This window comes from Bacillus sp. AFS002410 (assembly GCF_002556365.1).
GTDB lineage: Bacteria > Bacillota > Bacilli > Bacillales > Bacillaceae_G > Gottfriedia.
This window is the reverse complement of sequence record NZ_NUEU01000009.1, coordinates 331,072-349,536: the sequence shown is the minus strand read 5'-3', so window position 1 is coordinate 349,536 and position 18,465 is coordinate 331,072. Positions and strand designations below refer to the sequence as shown.

Annotated in this window: 16 protein-coding genes; all 16 read left to right on the top strand. The window is 30.9% G+C overall.

What is annotated here, in order from left to right; all coding sequences use genetic code 11:
- Nucleotides 1-83: 83 nt before the first annotated feature.
- Nucleotides 84-1,148 carry a UDP-glucose 4-epimerase GalE gene (gene galE, locus CN692_RS09310; protein ID WP_098118876.1) on the top strand — a complete coding sequence of 355 codons (1,065 nt, stop codon included), beginning with the start codon at nucleotides 84-86 and terminating at the stop codon, nucleotides 1,146-1,148.
- Between the two features lie 187 nt (nucleotides 1,149-1,335).
- Complete coding sequence (locus CN692_RS09305; RefSeq protein WP_098118875.1) at nucleotides 1,336-1,935, top strand: sugar transferase; 600 nt, start codon at nucleotides 1,336-1,338, stop codon at nucleotides 1,933-1,935.
- Between the two features lies 1 nt (nucleotide 1,936).
- Complete coding sequence (locus CN692_RS09300; RefSeq protein ID WP_098118874.1) at nucleotides 1,937-2,548, top strand: acetyltransferase; 612 nt, start codon at nucleotides 1,937-1,939, stop codon at nucleotides 2,546-2,548.
- 77 nt (nucleotides 2,549-2,625) lie between these two features.
- On the top strand, nucleotides 2,626-3,759 hold the full coding sequence (locus tag CN692_RS09295; RefSeq protein ID WP_098119115.1) for a DegT/DnrJ/EryC1/StrS family aminotransferase: 1,134 nt from the start codon (nucleotides 2,626-2,628) through the stop codon (nucleotides 3,757-3,759).
- A 22-nt stretch (nucleotides 3,760-3,781) separates the two neighbouring features.
- On the top strand, nucleotides 3,782-4,120 hold the full coding sequence (locus CN692_RS09290; RefSeq protein ID WP_098118873.1) for a helix-turn-helix domain-containing protein: 339 nt from the start codon (nucleotides 3,782-3,784) through the stop codon (nucleotides 4,118-4,120).
- Nucleotides 4,121-4,152: 32 nt separating this feature from the next.
- A complete protein-coding gene (locus CN692_RS09285) occupies nucleotides 4,153-4,890 on the top strand; it encodes a glycosyltransferase family 32 protein (RefSeq protein WP_098118872.1) in 738 nt (245 codons plus the stop codon).
- Between the two features lie 9 nt (nucleotides 4,891-4,899).
- Nucleotides 4,900-6,144 (top strand): glycosyltransferase, encoded by a 1,245-nt coding sequence (locus CN692_RS09280; protein ID WP_098118871.1) that lies wholly within the window; start codon nucleotides 4,900-4,902, stop codon nucleotides 6,142-6,144.
- A 2-nt stretch (nucleotides 6,145-6,146) separates the two neighbouring features.
- The gene (locus CN692_RS09275; RefSeq protein WP_098118870.1) at nucleotides 6,147-7,178 is read left to right on the top strand and encodes a glycosyltransferase; all 1,032 of its coding nucleotides are present in this window, start codon (nucleotides 6,147-6,149) and stop codon (nucleotides 7,176-7,178) included.
- Between the two features lie 18 nt (nucleotides 7,179-7,196).
- On the top strand, nucleotides 7,197-8,369 hold the full coding sequence (locus CN692_RS09270; protein WP_098118869.1) for a polysaccharide pyruvyl transferase family protein: 1,173 nt from the start codon (nucleotides 7,197-7,199) through the stop codon (nucleotides 8,367-8,369).
- On the top strand, nucleotides 8,366-9,556 hold the full coding sequence (locus tag CN692_RS09265) for a glycosyltransferase (RefSeq protein ID WP_098118868.1): 1,191 nt from the start codon (nucleotides 8,366-8,368) through the stop codon (nucleotides 9,554-9,556). Before CN692_RS09270 ends, CN692_RS09265 begins: the two co-directional genes overlap by 4 nt.
- Nucleotides 9,557-9,568: 12 nt before the next feature.
- A complete protein-coding gene (locus tag CN692_RS09260) occupies nucleotides 9,569-10,765 on the top strand; it encodes a glycosyltransferase (RefSeq protein ID WP_098118867.1) in 1,197 nt (398 codons plus the stop codon).
- Between the two features lie 13 nt (nucleotides 10,766-10,778).
- Nucleotides 10,779-11,993: a glycoside hydrolase family 88 protein gene (locus CN692_RS09255; RefSeq protein WP_098118866.1), complete on the top strand. Its 1,215-nt coding sequence runs from the start codon at nucleotides 10,779-10,781 to the stop codon at nucleotides 11,991-11,993.
- A complete protein-coding gene (locus CN692_RS09250; RefSeq protein WP_098118865.1) occupies nucleotides 11,959-12,504 on the top strand; it encodes an acyltransferase in 546 nt (181 codons plus the stop codon). Before CN692_RS09255 ends, CN692_RS09250 begins: the two co-directional genes overlap by 35 nt.
- Nucleotides 12,505-12,819: 315 nt before the next feature.
- Nucleotides 12,820-14,610: an ABC transporter ATP-binding protein gene (locus CN692_RS09245; protein WP_257143999.1), complete on the top strand. Its 1,791-nt coding sequence runs from the start codon at nucleotides 12,820-12,822 to the stop codon at nucleotides 14,608-14,610.
- 45 nt (nucleotides 14,611-14,655) lie between these two features.
- Nucleotides 14,656-15,642, top strand: a complete 987-nt coding sequence (locus tag CN692_RS09240; protein ID WP_142317512.1) for a glucosamine inositolphosphorylceramide transferase family protein — start codon at nucleotides 14,656-14,658, stop codon at nucleotides 15,640-15,642.
- Between the two features lie 629 nt (nucleotides 15,643-16,271).
- Nucleotides 16,272-18,419, top strand: coding sequence for a right-handed parallel beta-helix repeat-containing protein (locus tag CN692_RS09235; RefSeq protein ID WP_257143998.1), 2,148 nt, complete (start codon nucleotides 16,272-16,274; stop codon nucleotides 18,417-18,419).
- Nucleotides 18,420-18,465 lie beyond the last annotated feature (46 nt).

Below are 18,465 nucleotides of genomic sequence, written 5' to 3'. Positions count from 1 at the left end.
TTTTATCCTTTAATGAACTAACTTCTATAGGATTTGAAGTTAGTTTTTTTAAAAAAATGATTGTGAAAGTGAGGAATGAAAAGATGGCAGTACTTGTTACTGGAGGTGCTGGTTATATTGGAAGTCATACTTGTGTGGAGCTTCTTAATGAAGGATATGAGATTATAGTCGTAGATAACTTTTTAAATAGTAAACCGGAAGCATTAAAATGTGTATCTGATATTACTGGGAGATCATTTACATATTACAATATTGATTTATTAAATAAGGATGATCTTGAGGAAGTATTTATAAAACATAAAATTGAGTCAGTTATTCACTTTGCTGGTCTTAAAGCTGTTGGCGAGTCAACCATAAATCCAATTGAGTATTATCATAACAATGTAACTGGGACCCTTGTCCTTTGTGAATTAATGAAAAAGTATGAGGTAAAGAAACTTGTATTTAGTTCCTCCGCAACAGTGTATGGAACTACAGATAAAATTCCAATTTCTGAAGAAACACAAATAGGAGCAGTAAATCCATATGGTCGTACAAAACAAATGATTGAAGAAATTTTAAGGGATTTATTTCAATCTGATCAAACTTGGAGTATCGCTTTATTAAGATATTTCAATCCGATTGGAGCTCATGAAAGTGGTCTAATTGGTGAGGATCCTAAAGGAATTCCAAATAACCTTATGCCATTTATATCACAAGTAGCTGTGGGGAAATTGTCCAGTTTAAGTGTATTTGGAAATGATTATAATACGATAGATGGAACAGGAGTAAGAGACTATATACATGTAGTGGACTTAGCAATTGGACATCTCAGAGCCTTAAAAAAAGTGTTGAATACAAACGGTGTAGATGCTTTTAATCTTGGTACAGGTAGAGGCTATAGTGTTTTAGAGATGGTTAGAGCATTTGAAGAAGTAACTGATCAAAAAATTCCTTATGTAATAAAAGAAAGACGACCAGGTGATGCTGCAATCTGTTTTGCTGATGTTACTAAGGCAAAAAATGAATTAGGTTGGCAAGCAAGCCGTAGTATAGAAGAAATGTGTGAAGATACTTGGAGATGGCAGAAAAATAATCCTAGTGGATATCAAGTAGATAGTGATATACATTCGACACTAGTTAAAGCAGGAGCGGTGAGTGAGGGATAATATTGGAGACTATAAAGTTAACACAAATACAGTTAATGGAAATACTTGAGATTCATTGTAAAAAAGGAAATGAAAACTTCGAAATAAAAACAAAAGATTTTGTTAAAGAGATGATACAATCTATCGAAATGATTTGTAAGACCAACTCAGTAAATTCTAAATAGAAAAATAAATAGGAGTAAGGTTTATGAAACGAGTAATAGATTTGACTGTTTCTCTAGGGGTTTTATTAATGTTATGTCCAATTATATTTACTATTGCAATTTTGGTTAGATTTAAGATGGGGTCACCCATTCTTTTTACTCAGGAACGACCTGGGTTAAATGGGGAGCCCTTTTATCTATATAAATTTCGTACTATGAAAAATTTAAAAGATGGCCAAGGAAATGCATTGTCTGACGAATTACGTTTAACATCGTTTGGTAAATTCCTAAGAAAATATAGTTTAGACGAGTTTCCACAACTCCTAAATGTATTAAAAGGGGAAATGAGCTTAGTAGGACCTAGGCCATTTTTAATGGAATATTTAGCACTGTATACGGATGAGCAAATGGTACGACATAATGTTAAACCGGGAATAACCGGATGGGCTCAAGTGAACGGAAGGAATGCGATTTCATGGGAGGAGAAATTTAATTTGGACATATGGTATGTAAAAAACCATAATCTATTTCTAGATTTTAAGATCCTGATATTGACGGCTATTAAAGTCGTTAAAAGGGAAGGAATTACTCAACAAGGACAAGTGACGGTGGAAAAATTTAGTGGATCAAATGAAGTGATGTAGTATGAGAGTAATTATTATAGGAGACGGCGGACATAGTAAAGTAATTCAGGAAATGCTTTTTTTATTAAATCATGAAATTACAGCAATATTAGATGATAAATACGAAGAGGAAGTTCTGGAAAAAGGAATTGTACATGCACCATTATCAGCATTAAAAAGAAAGCTAAATGATAATACCAAGGTTGTAATAGGAATTGGAGATAATAATAGTAGAAAACAAATTTCGGAATTAATAAATATAAGTATAGAAAATTATTTATCAGTAATACATCCCTCGGCGGTAGTAAGTTCATCGGCTATTATAGGTAATGGAACAGTTATTATGCCTAAAGCGGTCATTAATGCAAATGCAAAAATTGGAGTACATTGTATTATCAATACGGGTGCTATCATTGAACATGATAATACAATAAGCGATTACACCCATGTATCACCAAATGCAACGTTAACGGGAAATGTATCATTGGGAAAAGGTGTACACGTAGGGGCTTCAGCAACTGTAATTCCAGGTATTAAAATTGGGCAATGGTCAATTATAGGCGCAGGCTCAACAGTAATTGACCACATACCACCATATAAAAAAGCTGTTGGATGCCCTGCGAGAATACTTTAAAAGTAATAAAAAAATTATAAGGATACGGAGGTTGTTATTAGGTGAATCAATCCAGAATCTATCTATCTCCACCTCATATGAGTGGAAAAGAACAAAAATATATACAAGATGCATTTAATACAAATTGGGTTGCACCACTTGGCCCCAATGTAGATGCATTTGAACAAGAAATTGCCTCTTATGTGGGAGCCAGTGAAGTTATTGCCGTAAATTCAGGTACGGCAGCGATTCACTTGGCTCTTTCTTTATTAGATGTACAAAAAGGGGATACAGTGTTCTGCTCAAGTCTTACCTTTATTGCTAGTGCAAATCCTATTGTCTATCAAGGAGCTGAGCCGGTTTTTATTGATTCAGAGCCTGATACGTGGAATATGTCTCCAAATGCATTAGAAAGAGCGTTACGAGAAGCTCAATTAGAACAAAAATTGCCTAAAGCAGTTATTGTAGTTAACCTCTATGGTCAGAGTGCTAAAATGGATGAACTTCTTGCACTATGTAACCAATATGATGTTCCTCTCGTTGAAGATGCCGCTGAATCATTGGGGTCTACTTATAAGGGAAAAGCAAGTGGAACATTTGGTAGATTCGGCATCTATTCGTTTAATGGCAATAAAATTATTACAACTTCCGGTGGAGGGGCGTTAATTTCCGACAATATTGATGCAATTCAGAAGGCTAGATTTTTGGCAACTCAAGCTCGTGATCAGGCACCATATTACCAACACTCTGTATCTGGTTATAATTACAGAATGAGTAATATACTAGCAGGAGTTGGTAGAGCGCAACTACAAGTATTAAATGACCGTGTAACTAAAAGAAGAATTATATTTGATCAGTATTATAAAGAATTATCGGGAGTACCGGGTATTAAATTTATGCCTGAGTTAGAAAATACAAGAAGTAATCGATGGCTTACAACGCTCACGATCAATGAAATGGAAACAGGTATATCTGCAAGTAAACTGATAGAAATATTGAACGAGAATAATATTGAAGCCCGTCATGTTTGGAAACCACTTCACTTACAGCCTCTATTCAAAAAAAATCTCTATTATTCCCACTCGGAGAACTCTAATGTAGCAGAGTTCTTATTTCAAACAGGACTATGTCTACCATCTGGGTCGAATCTTTCGGAAGTAGAACAAAATAGAGTTGTTAATTGTCTGAAAAGTGAGATTGATCAAAGTGTTAAAAAAGAAGGCATTGTATGAAAGAAGTGTGAGGTATAAACGGATGATTGGGAAAAATATACATCAAATACGCAAGAAAAAAGGGTTTACGTTGTCAGAACTTGCTGAACAGGCAAATATTTCAAAATCATATTTAAGCAATATTGAACGCGAATTAAATGATAATCCATCTATTCAAGTAATGGAAAAAATTACGAAAGTATTAAATGTAGAATTAAAAACTTTGTTAGATTCAAAGCCAGAAGTACCATTTCTACCAGAAAAAGAGGTTCTTGATTTAGTAAAAGAGCTAAAAGATTTTGGGGTTGAAATCGAAAAACTCCATGAATATAAGAAGGTTTTCGAATTTATAAAATGGCAGAATAGTAATAGAGAAGACTAATATAGTGTTTTTTCATAAGGAGAAAATTGAGAATGAGTAAAACGAAAATTCCTAAAATTATTCATTACTGCTGGTTTGGTGGGAAGGAAAAACCTGATATTGTTAAAAAATGTATTAAAAGCTGGAGGGTTATTTTACCCGAGTATGAAATTATTGAGTGGAATGAAATGAATTTTAATACTAATTGCAATAAATACGTAAACGAAGCATATGAATCAAAAAAATTTGCTTTTGTTAGTGATTATGTGAGATTGCATGCCCTATATGAAATCGGTGGCATTTACTTAGATACGGATGTAGAAGTATTTAAATCATTTAATGACTTGTTACACCACGATGCCTTTTGGGGATTTGAACAAGAAAATTTTATTGCTACAAGTACAATTGGTGCAGTTAAAGGTAATCAGTTAATTAAATTATTTTTAGATTCATATAAAAACAAAAATTATATTAAAGAGGATGGTAGCCAGAATCAACTAACGAATGTAGCTATTGTAACCGATCTATTAAAAAACAAAGGATTAAAAACTAACGGAGAATACCAAGAAATAGATGGTATGGGGACTTTCTATCCTCAGAATTATTTTTCTCCCTATGATTATATTAATTGCAGAAAATTTATTACTGAAGACACATATGCTATGCACCATTTTTATAAAAGTTGGTTACCACATAGAGAGAGAATTAAAGGTAATATTAAACTCTTTGCTTCCAAACTAATTGGTGGAGAAAATATTGCAAGAATAAGAAAATTGGTATCAAGGATATAGGAGGCAAAAATGAAGAATGTACTAATAGCCTCATTTGACATGGAAGTTGGTGGGGTAGAAAGAAGTCTTATAAGTATGCTTGATAATTTTGATTATGAAAACAATAATGTTGAATTATTTTTATATAGACATCAAGGGGATTTTTTAAAATCAGTATCAAAGAAAACAAAAAAACTAGACGAAATTGAGCAATACACAACGTTTAGAAAATCAATTAAAGACACTGTTAAAAATGGGCATATATTTATAGCTTTAGGGAGAATTTTATCTAAGATCATTTCAAATTTAAGAGGTAGAAGATATAAAAACTCAGAAACAGGTTATATTCAAATGCAGTTAATGTGGAAGTACACATTACCTTTTCTTCCAAAAATGAGGAAAGAGTATGACATAGCAATTAGCTACTTATGGCCACATTATTTTATTGCCAAAAAAGTAAAAGCAAAAAAGAAAATTGCATGGATTCACACTGATTATTCTACGATAACAACGGATATTAAGTTGGATTTAAAAATGTGGAATTATTTCGATTATATAGTTTCAGTATCAGATGCGTGTAAGGCTTCATTTCTAGAAAAATATAGTGAGTTAGAAAAGAAAGTAGTAGTAATAGAAAATATCTGTTCGCCCGAATTTATTAGAATAATGGCAGAAGATAAAGTGGATAACCTTATGATTGCAGATAACAGATTTAAGATTGCAACAGTTGCTAGATTATCGCATGCAAAAGGGATAGATAATGCTGTAAAAGCATTAAAAATATTAGTTGAAAAAGGATATAACGAAATTGTTTGGTATGTTGTGGGATTTGGTGGAGACGAAGAGATGATTAAAGAATTGATAGAGAAAAATAATCTTAATAATCATTTCATATTATTAGGTAAAAAAACTAACCCCTATCCTTATATTAAAGCTTGTGATTTATATGTGCAGCCATCTAGGTATGAAGGTAAAGCAGTTACTGTAACGGAAGCTCAAGTACTTTCAAAACCGGTTATGATAACTAATTATCCAACTGCTCAAAGTCAGATTCTAAATGGTGTAGATGGAGTTATTTGTGAAAGTTCAATTGAAGGAATAGCGAATGGGATTGAGAGTATCTATAAAAACTCGTTACTTAGAACTGAACTGGTTAAAAACTGTAAAAATAAAGAATATAATAATCAATTTGAATTAGATAAGTTATATAGAATTTTTAACGAGAATGACGCGAAATATAATGCACAGAAAGAAATAAGTAAAGGAGTAATTTAAACTTGAGTACTAAAGTGAGTGTAATTATACCAGTATACAATGCCGAACAATTTATTGCTCAATGTATTGAATCACTTTTAAAACAAACGTTAAAAGAGTGTGAGTTTATTTTTGTAAATGACGGGTCCAAAGATAATAGTAGAAAAATAGTTGAAAAATATCAAACAATTGATGAAAGAATTAAACTAATAAATCAAGAGAATCAAGGTGTAAGCATCGCAAGGAATAATGGTTTATTAATAGCTACTGGTAAATATATAGGATTTGTTGATGCTGATGATTATGTAAGGAATGATATGTATAAGGTATTATTTAAGACAGCAAACGAAAGTGGTTGTGATGTTGTATTATCAAATTTTGAAAGTGAAATCAATGGAAGGGAGGTTATTGTTAGATATCCATTTTTGAAAAACAGAGTTCATGATCGAAATTATATTGAACATGAAATACTACCGTATTTTCTGGAATCAGAAGAATTGAATAGTGTGGTTAATAAACTTTATAAGAAAGAAGTAATAAATGAAAATAACGTAAAGTTTCCTGAAAAAATTGCTTTAGGTGAAGATGGAATGTTTAATATACACTTTTTTAGTAATGCGGCTACTATGCAATATATTGATTACACAGGGTATTACTATAGGGAAGTTATAGGCAGTGCTACTAGGAATATATCAGAAAAAGATTATTTTAAACGTGCGTTAGAAGTTTATAAATCAGATTTGCCAGATATATATGCAAAAGTCGATAAGTCAAAGATCAGCCAATTAAGGTCAATAAAATTTGTAAATAGTGTATTTTCATACATACATATCTATTTTGTACCCTCCCAAGAGATGAATATAAGAGGAAGATATAAATTTGTAAAGAGTATGATTTACAATAAGGAATTCAGAAATGCACTATCTCAATATAAAAATAACGAGAATTATAATTCTTTAGGTAGATATGAGAAGTCAATTTTTAATCTAATTCAAAAAAAATCAATTATTGGATTATATTTTCTTACGGCATACAGTAGATTCAGAAATAAATAATTTTAGGAGGAATTTATTGTGAAAATTATGATGTTTGCACACGATGGCAGCCTTAACAGAGGATGTGAGGCAATTGTTCGCTCATCAGCTAATCTCATTAAGGAAAGAATTAGTCAACCCAAGATTTACTTAGCGTCTGGTAGGCCCGATACAGATCAAATAATTACTAAGTTGGATGGCATATTTGATGCTTCGACAAAAAGTATTAAGAAATACTCTTATGATTGGCTACTTTCTTCACTTAAAGTGAAGTTTTTTAATGATGAATCCTATGCGTTGGGAAAAATTTATAACAATATTATTAAACATATAAAAAATGTAGATGTTTGTTTATCAATAGGTGGCGATAATTATTGTTACGGTGAACAGCCTGGTTGGTATGAAATAGATAGAAGGATAAAGGCACAAGGGAAGAAACTTGTTTTATGGGGGTGTTCAATTGGCGAAGAAGATTTATCTGAAAGGAAATTAGAAGACCTGAAACTATTTGATTTAATTCTTGCACGGGAATCTATAACTTACAATACACTAATTAGTAGCGGGCTATCCAATGTGAAATTATGTGCTGACCCTGCATTTACAATGGATAAGGAAGAGCTAGAATTACCTGAAGGATGGAAAGAGGGAGAAACAATTGGAATTAATTTTAGTCCACTAGTGTTAGAAAGAAATAAAGCTTCTGCAAACTCAATAATAGACCTAATTAATTATATATTAGATACTACAGAATTAACTATTGCACTAACTCCCCATGTTATTCAAGATGGTAATAATGATTATGAGGTTCTTAAGTCATTTTATAAAAAGTTTAGTACAACAGGTAGAATTATATTATTGCCTGACAACTTAAATGCAATGCAATATAAAGGCTATATTGGTAGAATGAGATATTTTATTGGGGCCCGTACTCATGCAACCATTGCTGCATATTCCTCTTGTGTACCAACTATGGTCTTAGGATATAGTGTAAAGTCTAAGGGGATAGCAAAGGATTTATTTGGGGAAGAAAAATTAGTTTTAGGAATTAGTGATATATCAGATGGCCAAAAGCTTATAACTAATTTTGAGATAATGGTAAGAGAGGAAGAGCCGATTAAAAAGATGTTGCAAGAAGCTATACCCAAAATAAAAAAAATGTCATATAAGTCAGCTGACTATTTAAATAAATTAGTATTAGATGATGCAAGATGAAGAAAAATTTGCTATTTGTAATGTCTGATTTATCAGCTGGTGGAGCGGAAAAGAGCTTAGTAAACTTATTATCTCAAATTGATTATGAAAAACATAACGTTGATTTATTTTTATTAAATAAAAGCGGTATATTCTTAAAATTGATCCCTAGCGAAGTAAATATATTAAATACTCCTAACGAATATAATATATTTACTACCGGAGTGTTAAAATCAATAAAAAGTTTTGTGAAAAAAAGAAAATTTCTATTGGCCTACTTTAGATTAAAGTATTCTTTTAGTATTAAAGCTGTAAAAGACGTTTCTAATTCTGAACAATATTCATGGAAATACCTTAGTAAATCATTAAGCATTCTTGATAAAGATTATGATATAGCAATTGGATATCTTGAGATGAATCCAATTTATTTCATTATTGATAAAGTAAAATCAATAAAAAAAATTGGTTGGATTCATACAAACTACTCCAATTCAGAAATGAAAAAGGAAGTAGATAATCCTTATTTTACAAAGTTAGATTATATTGTTACTGTTTCTGACGAATGTGGAAATTCATTAAAGGAAAACTTCCTTCATTTAAAAGATAAAATTAAAGTAGTAAATAATATAGTCTCGACTAAAATCATACGGGACCTGGCTATTCAAGAAATAGAAGATGAGATGATTTTCGATAAAGAATATATTAACATTCTTACTATTGCTCGGTTAAGTCATGAAAAAGGTTTAGACATAGCAATTAAAGCATGTAATTTATTATTAAGTAGAGGACATAAAATTAGATGGTTTGTATTAGGCGAAGGAACGGAAAAGCAAAATCTAGAAAAATTAATTAGTCATTATGGACTGGGAGAAAAGTTTAAATTATTGGGGGTTAAAGAAAATCCTTATCCATATTTAATGAACGCTGATGTATATGTACAACCTTCAAGATACGAAGGTAAGTCAATAGCAGTTGAAGAAGCAAGAATTTTAAACAAGCCTATTGTTGTTACTAACTATGAAACAGCAAGAGATCAAATCACTGATGGTGAAGACGGACTAATAGTCGAAATGACAAAAGTGGGTATATCAATTGGTATAGAAAAATTTATTAATAATGTAGAAATGAAAAGCAAAGTTAAAAATAATTTATCTCATAAAAATTTCGGAACGGAAAAAGAAATAAATAAGTTATATGAGTTGTTTTAGGAGTTGATGTTATTGAAAAAAAACATTTTATTTATTATTAATAATTTAAACTGTGGTGGTGCTGAAAAAGCACTAATATCATTACTAGAAACACTCGATTACAGGCAGTACAATGTTGACTTATTCTTATTTAAACATGAAGGACTGTTTCTTAATAAATTGCCCGAAGAAGTAAATCTACTTAAAGAACCACTGGAGTACAAGTATTTTGATATGTCAATTAAAGCAGCTATTAAGTCTTGTTTAAAAAAGGGCAGATTTGATATTGCAATTTCTAGAGCTTACGCGGGTTACATATTTAAAACAGAAAAAAATAAATCGATACAAGAGCAAAAAGTATGGAAGTGTTTATCTAGGTCCATTCAAAGAATAAATAAAGAATACGATATAGCAATAGGATATCTTGAAAATAGCCCAGTTTATTTTTGTATTGAGAAAGTTAGCGCCAAGAAGAAGTTAGGCTTTATTCACAATGATTATGAAAAATTAGGAATGGATTCAAAAATCGATAATAACTATTTTAGTAAATTAGATAATATTGTTACGGTTTCAAATGAATGTGCAACTGTACTGAAAACTATATTCCCAAAATATCAACAAAAAGTAGAAGTAATGCATAATATATTGTCGCCATCAACTATAAATAAATTGTCGTTAGAATCAATAAAAGATAATGATAGACACTACAGTGGAATTAAACTTGTTTCAATAGGTAGGTTACATGAACAAAAGGGATTTGATATGGCCGTTGATGCATGCGAAAAACTGGTTGAATACGGACTTGAATTTAAGTGGTATGTAATTGGTGAAGGTGAAGAAAGAACGCACCTAGAGGAGCTCATAGAGAAAAAAAACCTTAAAGAAAGATTTATACTACTTGGACTTAAAGATAATCCTTATCCATTTATAAGGAGTTCAGATATATATATACAACCTTCTAGGTTCGAAGGAAAATCAATAGCAATTGATGAGGCGAAAATTCTAAATAAACCTATTATAGTGACAGATTTTAGTACGGTTAAGGATCAAATTCAAAACAATGTAAATGGCATTATTGTTAAAATGGACCCAAACTCAATTGCAAACGGAATAAAAAGGTTAATTAAAGATGATCAATTAAAGAAAAAGCTTATATCTAACTTATCCAATGAACAACTCGGTACAGAGTCAGAGATAGAAAAGCTCTATTTTATGTTTAATGAAAAATAGAAAGGAAATTAAAATGGTGTTAAAAATAATTTGTCTTATATTTTTTATAATAATAACTATGGTCATTTTTATAGATATTCTGCCACTATTTAGAGATTGGTTAAGTAGAATTCATATAGGAAGATTTGATGATAAAAAAGTCTGGAAGAAAGTCATAACACAAAAAGCTATAAACTGGTTGCTTAACATGCCAAAAATAAAAGTAACTGATAATACAAGATTTGTCGTAATAGACATATTAAAAGGAAATTATACAAGAAGGGCGATACAACATTGGCAAGAGGCTGCTTTGTTACTTGGCTTATCTGAATATACAAAATTAAACAGTGTAAATGAAGTTGAAAATCAAGTGAAGGCCTTTTTAAATAAAACATTTGATAGTAATGGTCAATGGAAGCGCAATCCCAAAAATATTGATGTTGCAATACTTTCGTACGCTATTATGAAATTAGATTTTATAGAATCAGACAAATATAAAAAAGCTTTAGATTACACTTGGGATTTAATACAAGATCATATAGGACCCGAGGGGATAGTAGGATATAGGAAATCTATGAATAGCTACAGATATGTAGATACCATAGGTTTTATATGTCCTTTTTTAATTTCTTATGGAATGAAATTTAATAAACCAGAATGTATTGACTTAGCGGTAAAACAAATAAAAGAGTATGAAGAGCATGGTATGTTGGGTGCGTTTAATATTCCAAGTCATGCTTATAAAATTGAAAATAAAATGCCTCTAGGTTTATATGGGTGGGGAAGAGGACTCGGTTGGTATTCAATAGGGCTAATTGACTCATGGAATGAGTTACCACAAGAGCATAAATATAAAACAACTTTAGAGGATAGTGTAAAAAGGTTTGCAAATTCTGCAATAGAATTTCAACAAGAAAATGGATGTTGGAACTGGACCGTTACGAGACCAGAATCTAGAGCGGATTCGTCAACAACAGCTACATTAAGCTGGTTTATGTTAAACGCTTCGAAAATAGAGGATATCTCTGATGAATGTATAAGTAGTACGGATAAAGCTATATGTTATTTAATGGGGGTTACAAGGAGAGATGGAGCAATAGACTTTTCACAAGGAGATACAAAAGATATTGGTGTTTACTCAATGTTGTTCAATATCTTACCTTTTACTCAAGGTTTTTCTATAAGAACAATTAGTCTATATACACGGGGGCAATATGTTAAAGAGAATAGTAAAATCGTTAACCTTTAGAATTAAAAATAAATTATATCCAAAATCAGAAATAGAAATTCTAAGAGAAAGAGGATTAAAACATGGAAAGAACTTCAACTTCTTTAATAGCCACATCGATTTTGGACATTGTTGGCTAGTTGAAATTGGAGATGATGTAACCATTACAAATAGTACTATATTGGCACATGATGCGAGTATGAAGTTATATACTGGGAAGTCCAAAATAGGTAAAGTTATTATAGGTGACAGATCATTTATAGGTTATGGTAGCATAGTTTTATGTAATGTAAAAATAGGGAGTGATGTTATAGTGGCGGCAGGCTCAATTGTAACAAAAGATATCCCCGATAACTGTATAGTTGCTGGTAATCCGGCTAGGATTATTGGAAAAACATCAGATTATTTAGATAAACATAAGGCTCAATTAAAAGTCAAGCCAGTATACGATACATATTGGCCTAGAAAAACACCAGAACAAATAAACCAAATTAAGAAAGATTTGATAAATGATTTTGGGTATGATGAATAGAATTTTGTTTAGAAAGGATACAAATTTATGAAACTACTATACTTTGTACTAGCTCCTGACGAGCTATTTTTTCCAGACTATATTTTAAAATTCTATGTACAAAGATAAAGTTACTAATAATCATTTGAGATATATTGATGGGAACTGTAACGCTTCACCAAAGGTTTTAAAAAAAGAAGATTTAAATAAGGAGAAGCTAAAAGTATCAAACTAATTTGCTGAAATTTTGTAAGCTAAAATAATAGAATCGATTAGTGGAACTTTAAATATAAATGAAGTAAATTCTCAGGAATCTATAATATATTTTACAAAGGTGTGAGACAGTTGAAAGACGATATTTTGAAATTATTGAAAATCTTCAACAAAAAAGAAAAACGAAAAATCACAATTTTATTTATAATGATGTTAATGGCTGCCTTTTTTGAGACTATAGGAATAGGTCTAATTATACCTTTTGTTGGTATTGTTACATCACCGGAAATCATTCAAAAACAAACAGTTTTATCTTACCTGTACGAGTTATTTAACTTTCATTCAAACACATCATTTATTATATTTTTAGTAGTAGTTTTACTATCTGTATTTTTACTGAAAAATTCTTTTATTTTATTTTTTCAATATTTACAATACAGAGTTGTACTAAATCAACAAGTTAAATTGTCCAGTAAACTATTACGTGAATATCTTATTAAACCATACACTTTCCACTTACAAAGAAATACAGCAGATTTGCTTAGAAATGTTAATGCCGAGGTCCCAAAAGTTTTTCAAGGCATTGTTATTTCTTTGTTTCAACTAATAACAGAAATTCTCGTAACTATTTGTATATTAGCTCTCCTATTAATAACATCTCCAATTGCAACTTTAACGGCTTCTTTATTATTAGGTGGAAGTGTACTTCTTTTTTTAAAATTTTTCCGTAAAAAGATCAGCTATCTTGGAAAAGAGCAACAAAAAGTTGGTGGATTAATGATTAAATGGGTAAATCAGGGTCTAGGAGCAAGTAAAGAAGTTAAGGTTTCTGGAAAGGAAAATTTCTTTATTAAAAGTTATTCTGAATTAAGTGGTATAAATGCTAAACATAATATGTTTATAAAAATGCTAGATCAAGCCCCAAGACTTTTTATTGAGACCTTATTAGTATCAGTCGTACTCGTTACAATGATTATTCTTATCTTCCAAAAGGAAAATACTTCACAGCTTATTTCGACCATGGCTCTATTTGCAATGGCGGCGTTTCGACTGATGCCTTCTATTAATAGAATTATAGGTTTTATTGCAATGATTCGATTTAGTCAACCAGCATTATCTGTAATTTATGAAGATTTATTTACTAATAATGAGCAATTAACAAACAATATTCAACAGTCTGATTTAAATTCAATCAATACGAGTTTAAGTAAAAAATATTTTAAAGATGAAATTAAATTACAGGAAGTTTCTTTTAAATATCCTAACCAAAAAGATTATTCAGTAAACAATATTTCATTGACTATACCAATAGGAAAATCAGTCGCTTTTATTGGTGAATCTGGAGCAGGAAAAACAACAATAGTTGATATTATACTAGGTCTATTTCAGCCTGACCAAGGAAGAGTTTCTGTAGATGGTAGAGATCTTTCGAATATTAAAAGTCTATGGCAAAAAAGAATAGGATATATCCCACAATCAATATATTTAACTGATGATACGATCCGTTGTAATGTTGCTTTTGCAATAGACGTTGACGAGATTGACGATGCAGCAGTGTGGAAGGCTTTAGAACAAGCACAATTAAAGGACTTTGTAAAATCACTTCCAAAACAGTTGGATTCGGAGGTAGGGGAACAGGGCATAAGGCTATCAGGTGGTCAGCGTCAAAGGATTGGAATTGCTAGAGCGTTATACCATAATCCTGAAATTTTATTTATGGATGAAGCAACATCAGCTTTAGATAATAATACCGAAAAAGAAATAATGAAGGCAATAGATTCCTTAAAAGGTCATAAAACTTTAATTATTATTGCACATAGGCTAAGTACAATTGAAAAATGCGATATTGTATTCAAAATGAATAAAGGTAGTTTAGTAGAAATAGATAATAAGTTAGTAAAGTCAGTTATGTAATTAGGATATAAATAAATATGAAGTGTGGTGTAAAAAGTGTATTTTTTGTTTGGGGCATTTACAGTAATTTTAACATCTCTGTTCGCTTTTGTGTTTATGAAAAAAATTACTTTGGATATTTGGTCCATCAAAGTATTCAAATCAGACACATTTTTGATTAAACCAATCTCCAGAAAAATTTTAGGAAGACCGACTCTAGAGGCCAGTGATGTTACTGATGTGCATGCAGAGTTTGTAGCGGATCCGTTTATTATTAAAAATAATTCAACATTTTATATGTTTTTTGAGGTTTTAAATAAAGCCACCAGGAAAGGAGTTATTAGTTTAGCAACTAGCAATGATGGGGAACAATGGGATTATAAAAAGGTTATTCTTAAAAAAGAATATCATCTTTCTTATCCCTACGTTTTTAAATTCAATGATAATTTTTATATGATTCCGGAGACAAATGAAGCAAATGGCGTTTTTTTATATAAATCTAAAAACTTTCCATACGATTGGGAAGTGGTTAAGAAGTTAATTGACGGAAAGTATTTGGATCCAAGTATATTTCAATATAATAATAAATGGTGGTTATTGGTTGCAAAGTGTGGAGGCCTGCATTTATTTTATTCTGAACATTTATTAGGTGAATGGAAGGAACATCTAAAAAGTCCAATAATAGAGGGAAACAATATTATTACTAGACCCGGTGGTAGAGTTATAATAAACAATGAAGAAATTTATAGGTATGCCCAGGATGGAGAAGCTTCTTATGGAAGTGCGGTTAGGATTATAAAAATAAATAAGCTTACAGAATTAGATTATGAAGAGGAAGAGATAAGTGTTGTACTTAATGGCACTAAAAGGGAACACGATTGGAATACTGAGGGAATGCACAATATAGATCAGTTAAAAATTTCAAAAAATCAGTGGCTATTAGCCGTGGATGGGCATAAAAAACAAAATCAAAGATACATACTATTCAAACTAGAATATTATCTATGTAAATTCCTTCCTCTAAAATTTATTAGAAAGTCCTTTAGAAATTAAATGTTAATTTTGAATTGTTTTCATCAGGGTTAATAGCCTTGAATGAATTATCAAACCTGACCAATAGAGTATTAAATCTATAGAAATATTTTTCTTTGAATAACGCTACAAAACATAAAGTCCATTCATTATAGAATGGGCTTTATGTTTTGTAGCCGGTATAAGGAAAAATAAATAATGGAAACATGTAACTAAAATAGCTTATTAAAATATAGTATTTAAAGATATTTAAACTATTAAACTAATATATTGTTCAAAAAGTACAAAAATGTACTTTTTAATTAATAAAATATCCAAGCTATTTCACTCTTAATAGCATTATATAAAAATATATATATTACTAATAGGAGTGTAATTAAACAATGGCGATAAATGCTAATCTTGAGAATCTTGATGATATAGACCTTACAACCAAGGTTCCTACTGATAACGATGTATTAACCTATAATAGTTCTAAATTAAAGTGGGTTTCTAAGGCACCTTCCAAATCGGTAGTAGAAAATACAACTAATTCTTACGTATTGGAATTAATAAGATGGAATATTAAAAATGATGGAACTGATGCACAGTCTACCACGGACGGAATAAATGGAGCAATAGAATGGGCCGTATCCCAGGGGTATAATCATGTGGTTTTACCAAGTGGCATATACAAATTAATAATTGATAATACAAACTTTTCATGTATTGATATACCAAGTGGACTACATTTTGAAATGTCCAATGAATGTGTAATAGAATTGGAGCCTAACTCTTCACCTTGGTATAAAATATTTAGTTTAAAAGGTGTTAATAACGTAAAGATATCCGGTGGGAAAATTATTGGGGATAAAAAGGACCATAGATATCAGCTAGATGTAAAGTTTGTTAGGGGAGGAATAAATGCAGATGGCACGTTCAATGATAATCCTAATTTTATTCGAAGTGTAATCGTAGATAGATACAATGACCCGGGATTATTAACAGCGTTTAGATTGTGGTCAATATCTGGTTTAACAGCTAATGGATATAGTTTTTATCAATATAATAACACGGTTTCTAACAATACATTAGTAGGGTTTAGGACAGATGGTCAATTTGCACCCGCAGCTCCAACTGGAAGAGGATGGTTCGATAAGATTGAAAACTGTAATAAAATGGTTTTTGTTATTAATATTTCATCTTCACAATTAACCGATGCTCAAATTGCTCAAATTAATGCAAAGGTTGATAGTCAAAATTACACGCATGAGTGGGGGTATGGCATAGAGATAGCGGGATCAAATAATATTGAAATTGAAAATATTGATATAAAAGATTGTACTGGGGATGCTCTCATAACTAGCTGGTTGGAATATAAGACTAATCCATCTGATTATACTCAAGAGGATATGGGGGCAAATATAACTATTCATGATTGTAATTTTCATCATTGTCGGAGACAAGGAATATCTTTAACAGGATCTACTGATGTTAATATCTATAACAATAAAATTCATCATATTGGACTAGCCGACGACGGTTTGACAATAGATGGAACTGCTCCAATGTTTGGAATCGATATTGAATCCATGTGGTCTGAAAGTAATATACCAACTTGGCGACCCGAGTTGAATCAACAAGGGTTAGAGCTAAATACCAGAATTTATATTTGTAATAATTACATTTCTAATAACGCGAATGGTCACTTTGTAAATGCAGACGGCATTTATATAACATTAGAAAATAATATATTTGAAGGCTATAATGTTGGTGGGATAAGTTCTTACTATAATAACTGGTATGTAAAATATATAAATAATACCTTTATCAATTGTGAACTTTGGGTAGAAGGAGACAATTATGTAAATGGGGCAATTTGCGATAAGGGTAATATAAAGCTAATAGACATTAAAGGTGCAGTAATTAATAACTGTAAGATCAAGAATGGTCTATTCTACGGTTCAAGTGTTTATGGATATTTTGGAACACCAACTGTAGATATTGCAACTGGAACATTCACCTTTAGTAGTGCGCACGGCGTAGGGAACGGTGCAAAGGTATGTTTTGAACAATGGGTTGGAAAAGTTCCTTCGGGTATTAGTGTAGATAAACTTTATTATACCACTAATGTTACATCAAATAGTTTCAATGTATCTGAAACGCAAGGTGGAACACCTGTTGTTATTATGGATACTGGAATACCAGGTTTTAATATTAGTAGATACGATTACGGAAGTTGCAGTATTTCTAATATTACTGTTGAAAGGGATTGGAGAAGTGATAATACTTTAACAGACGGCTTTTCTATAATTTTGACAGGCGGAGTTGTTAAAAACGTTAATGTAAAAAACTATGAAGTTGGGATTATTTCACCACAAAATTATACTGGGCGACCTAATACAATAGAAGGTTTGACGGTAATAGAAGGTGGAGTAAATCTAGAAAGCTGTAATTTGAGTAATGCCAAATTTTTAAGAGCTAAAACTAGTATATTAGGTGGAGATATAAACCTTGGATCTGGCGACACGAATTATACGAGAAAAATAAATGTAGAGAGTTGTCTTTTTCAAAACGTTGGTCTAAATTACAATGGTAATGTTTTAAACAATCGAAGTACCTTTTTGAACGCTATAATTAGAAAATCTGATAATAATGCGACTTCTATTATTGCCAATAGTTATTTAGAAAACACCAATATTAGTTTGCATTGGCTGACAAAGCCTAAAGCAATAATCATTGCAAGAAATGTTTTCAATAATGTTGTTACTGATACTAATGCGAGTACTGTTTTAATAGAAAATTTAAATATAACTTAACTAACTATGTTGTAATGTAGAATTTAGTAAAAGTTCTCTAATTTAG

What these genes read in the sequence shown, in the direction of transcription:
- CN692_RS09295 (WP_098119115.1), top strand. Translation starts at nt 2,626, where the DNA reads ATGAGTGGAAAAGAACAAAAATATATACAAGATGCATTTAATACAAAT.
- CN692_RS09305 (WP_098118875.1), top strand. Translation starts at nt 1,336, where the DNA reads ATGAAACGAGTAATAGATTTGACTGTTTCTCTAGGGGTTTTATTAATG.
- CN692_RS09300 (WP_098118874.1), top strand. Translation starts at nt 1,937, where the DNA reads ATGAGAGTAATTATTATAGGAGACGGCGGACATAGTAAAGTAATTCAG.
- CN692_RS09285 (WP_098118872.1), top strand. Translation starts at nt 4,153, where the DNA reads ATGAGTAAAACGAAAATTCCTAAAATTATTCATTACTGCTGGTTTGGT.
- CN692_RS09265 (WP_098118868.1), top strand. Translation starts at nt 8,366, where the DNA reads ATGAAGAAAAATTTGCTATTTGTAATGTCTGATTTATCAGCTGGTGGA.
- galE (WP_098118876.1), top strand. Translation starts at nt 84, where the DNA reads ATGGCAGTACTTGTTACTGGAGGTGCTGGTTATATTGGAAGTCATACT.
- CN692_RS09255 (WP_098118866.1), top strand. Translation starts at nt 10,779, where the DNA reads ATGGTGTTAAAAATAATTTGTCTTATATTTTTTATAATAATAACTATG.
- CN692_RS09250 (WP_098118865.1), top strand. Translation starts at nt 11,959, where the DNA reads ATGTTAAAGAGAATAGTAAAATCGTTAACCTTTAGAATTAAAAATAAA.
- CN692_RS09290 (WP_098118873.1), top strand. Translation starts at nt 3,782, where the DNA reads ATGATTGGGAAAAATATACATCAAATACGCAAGAAAAAAGGGTTTACG.
- CN692_RS09280 (WP_098118871.1), top strand. Translation starts at nt 4,900, where the DNA reads ATGAAGAATGTACTAATAGCCTCATTTGACATGGAAGTTGGTGGGGTA.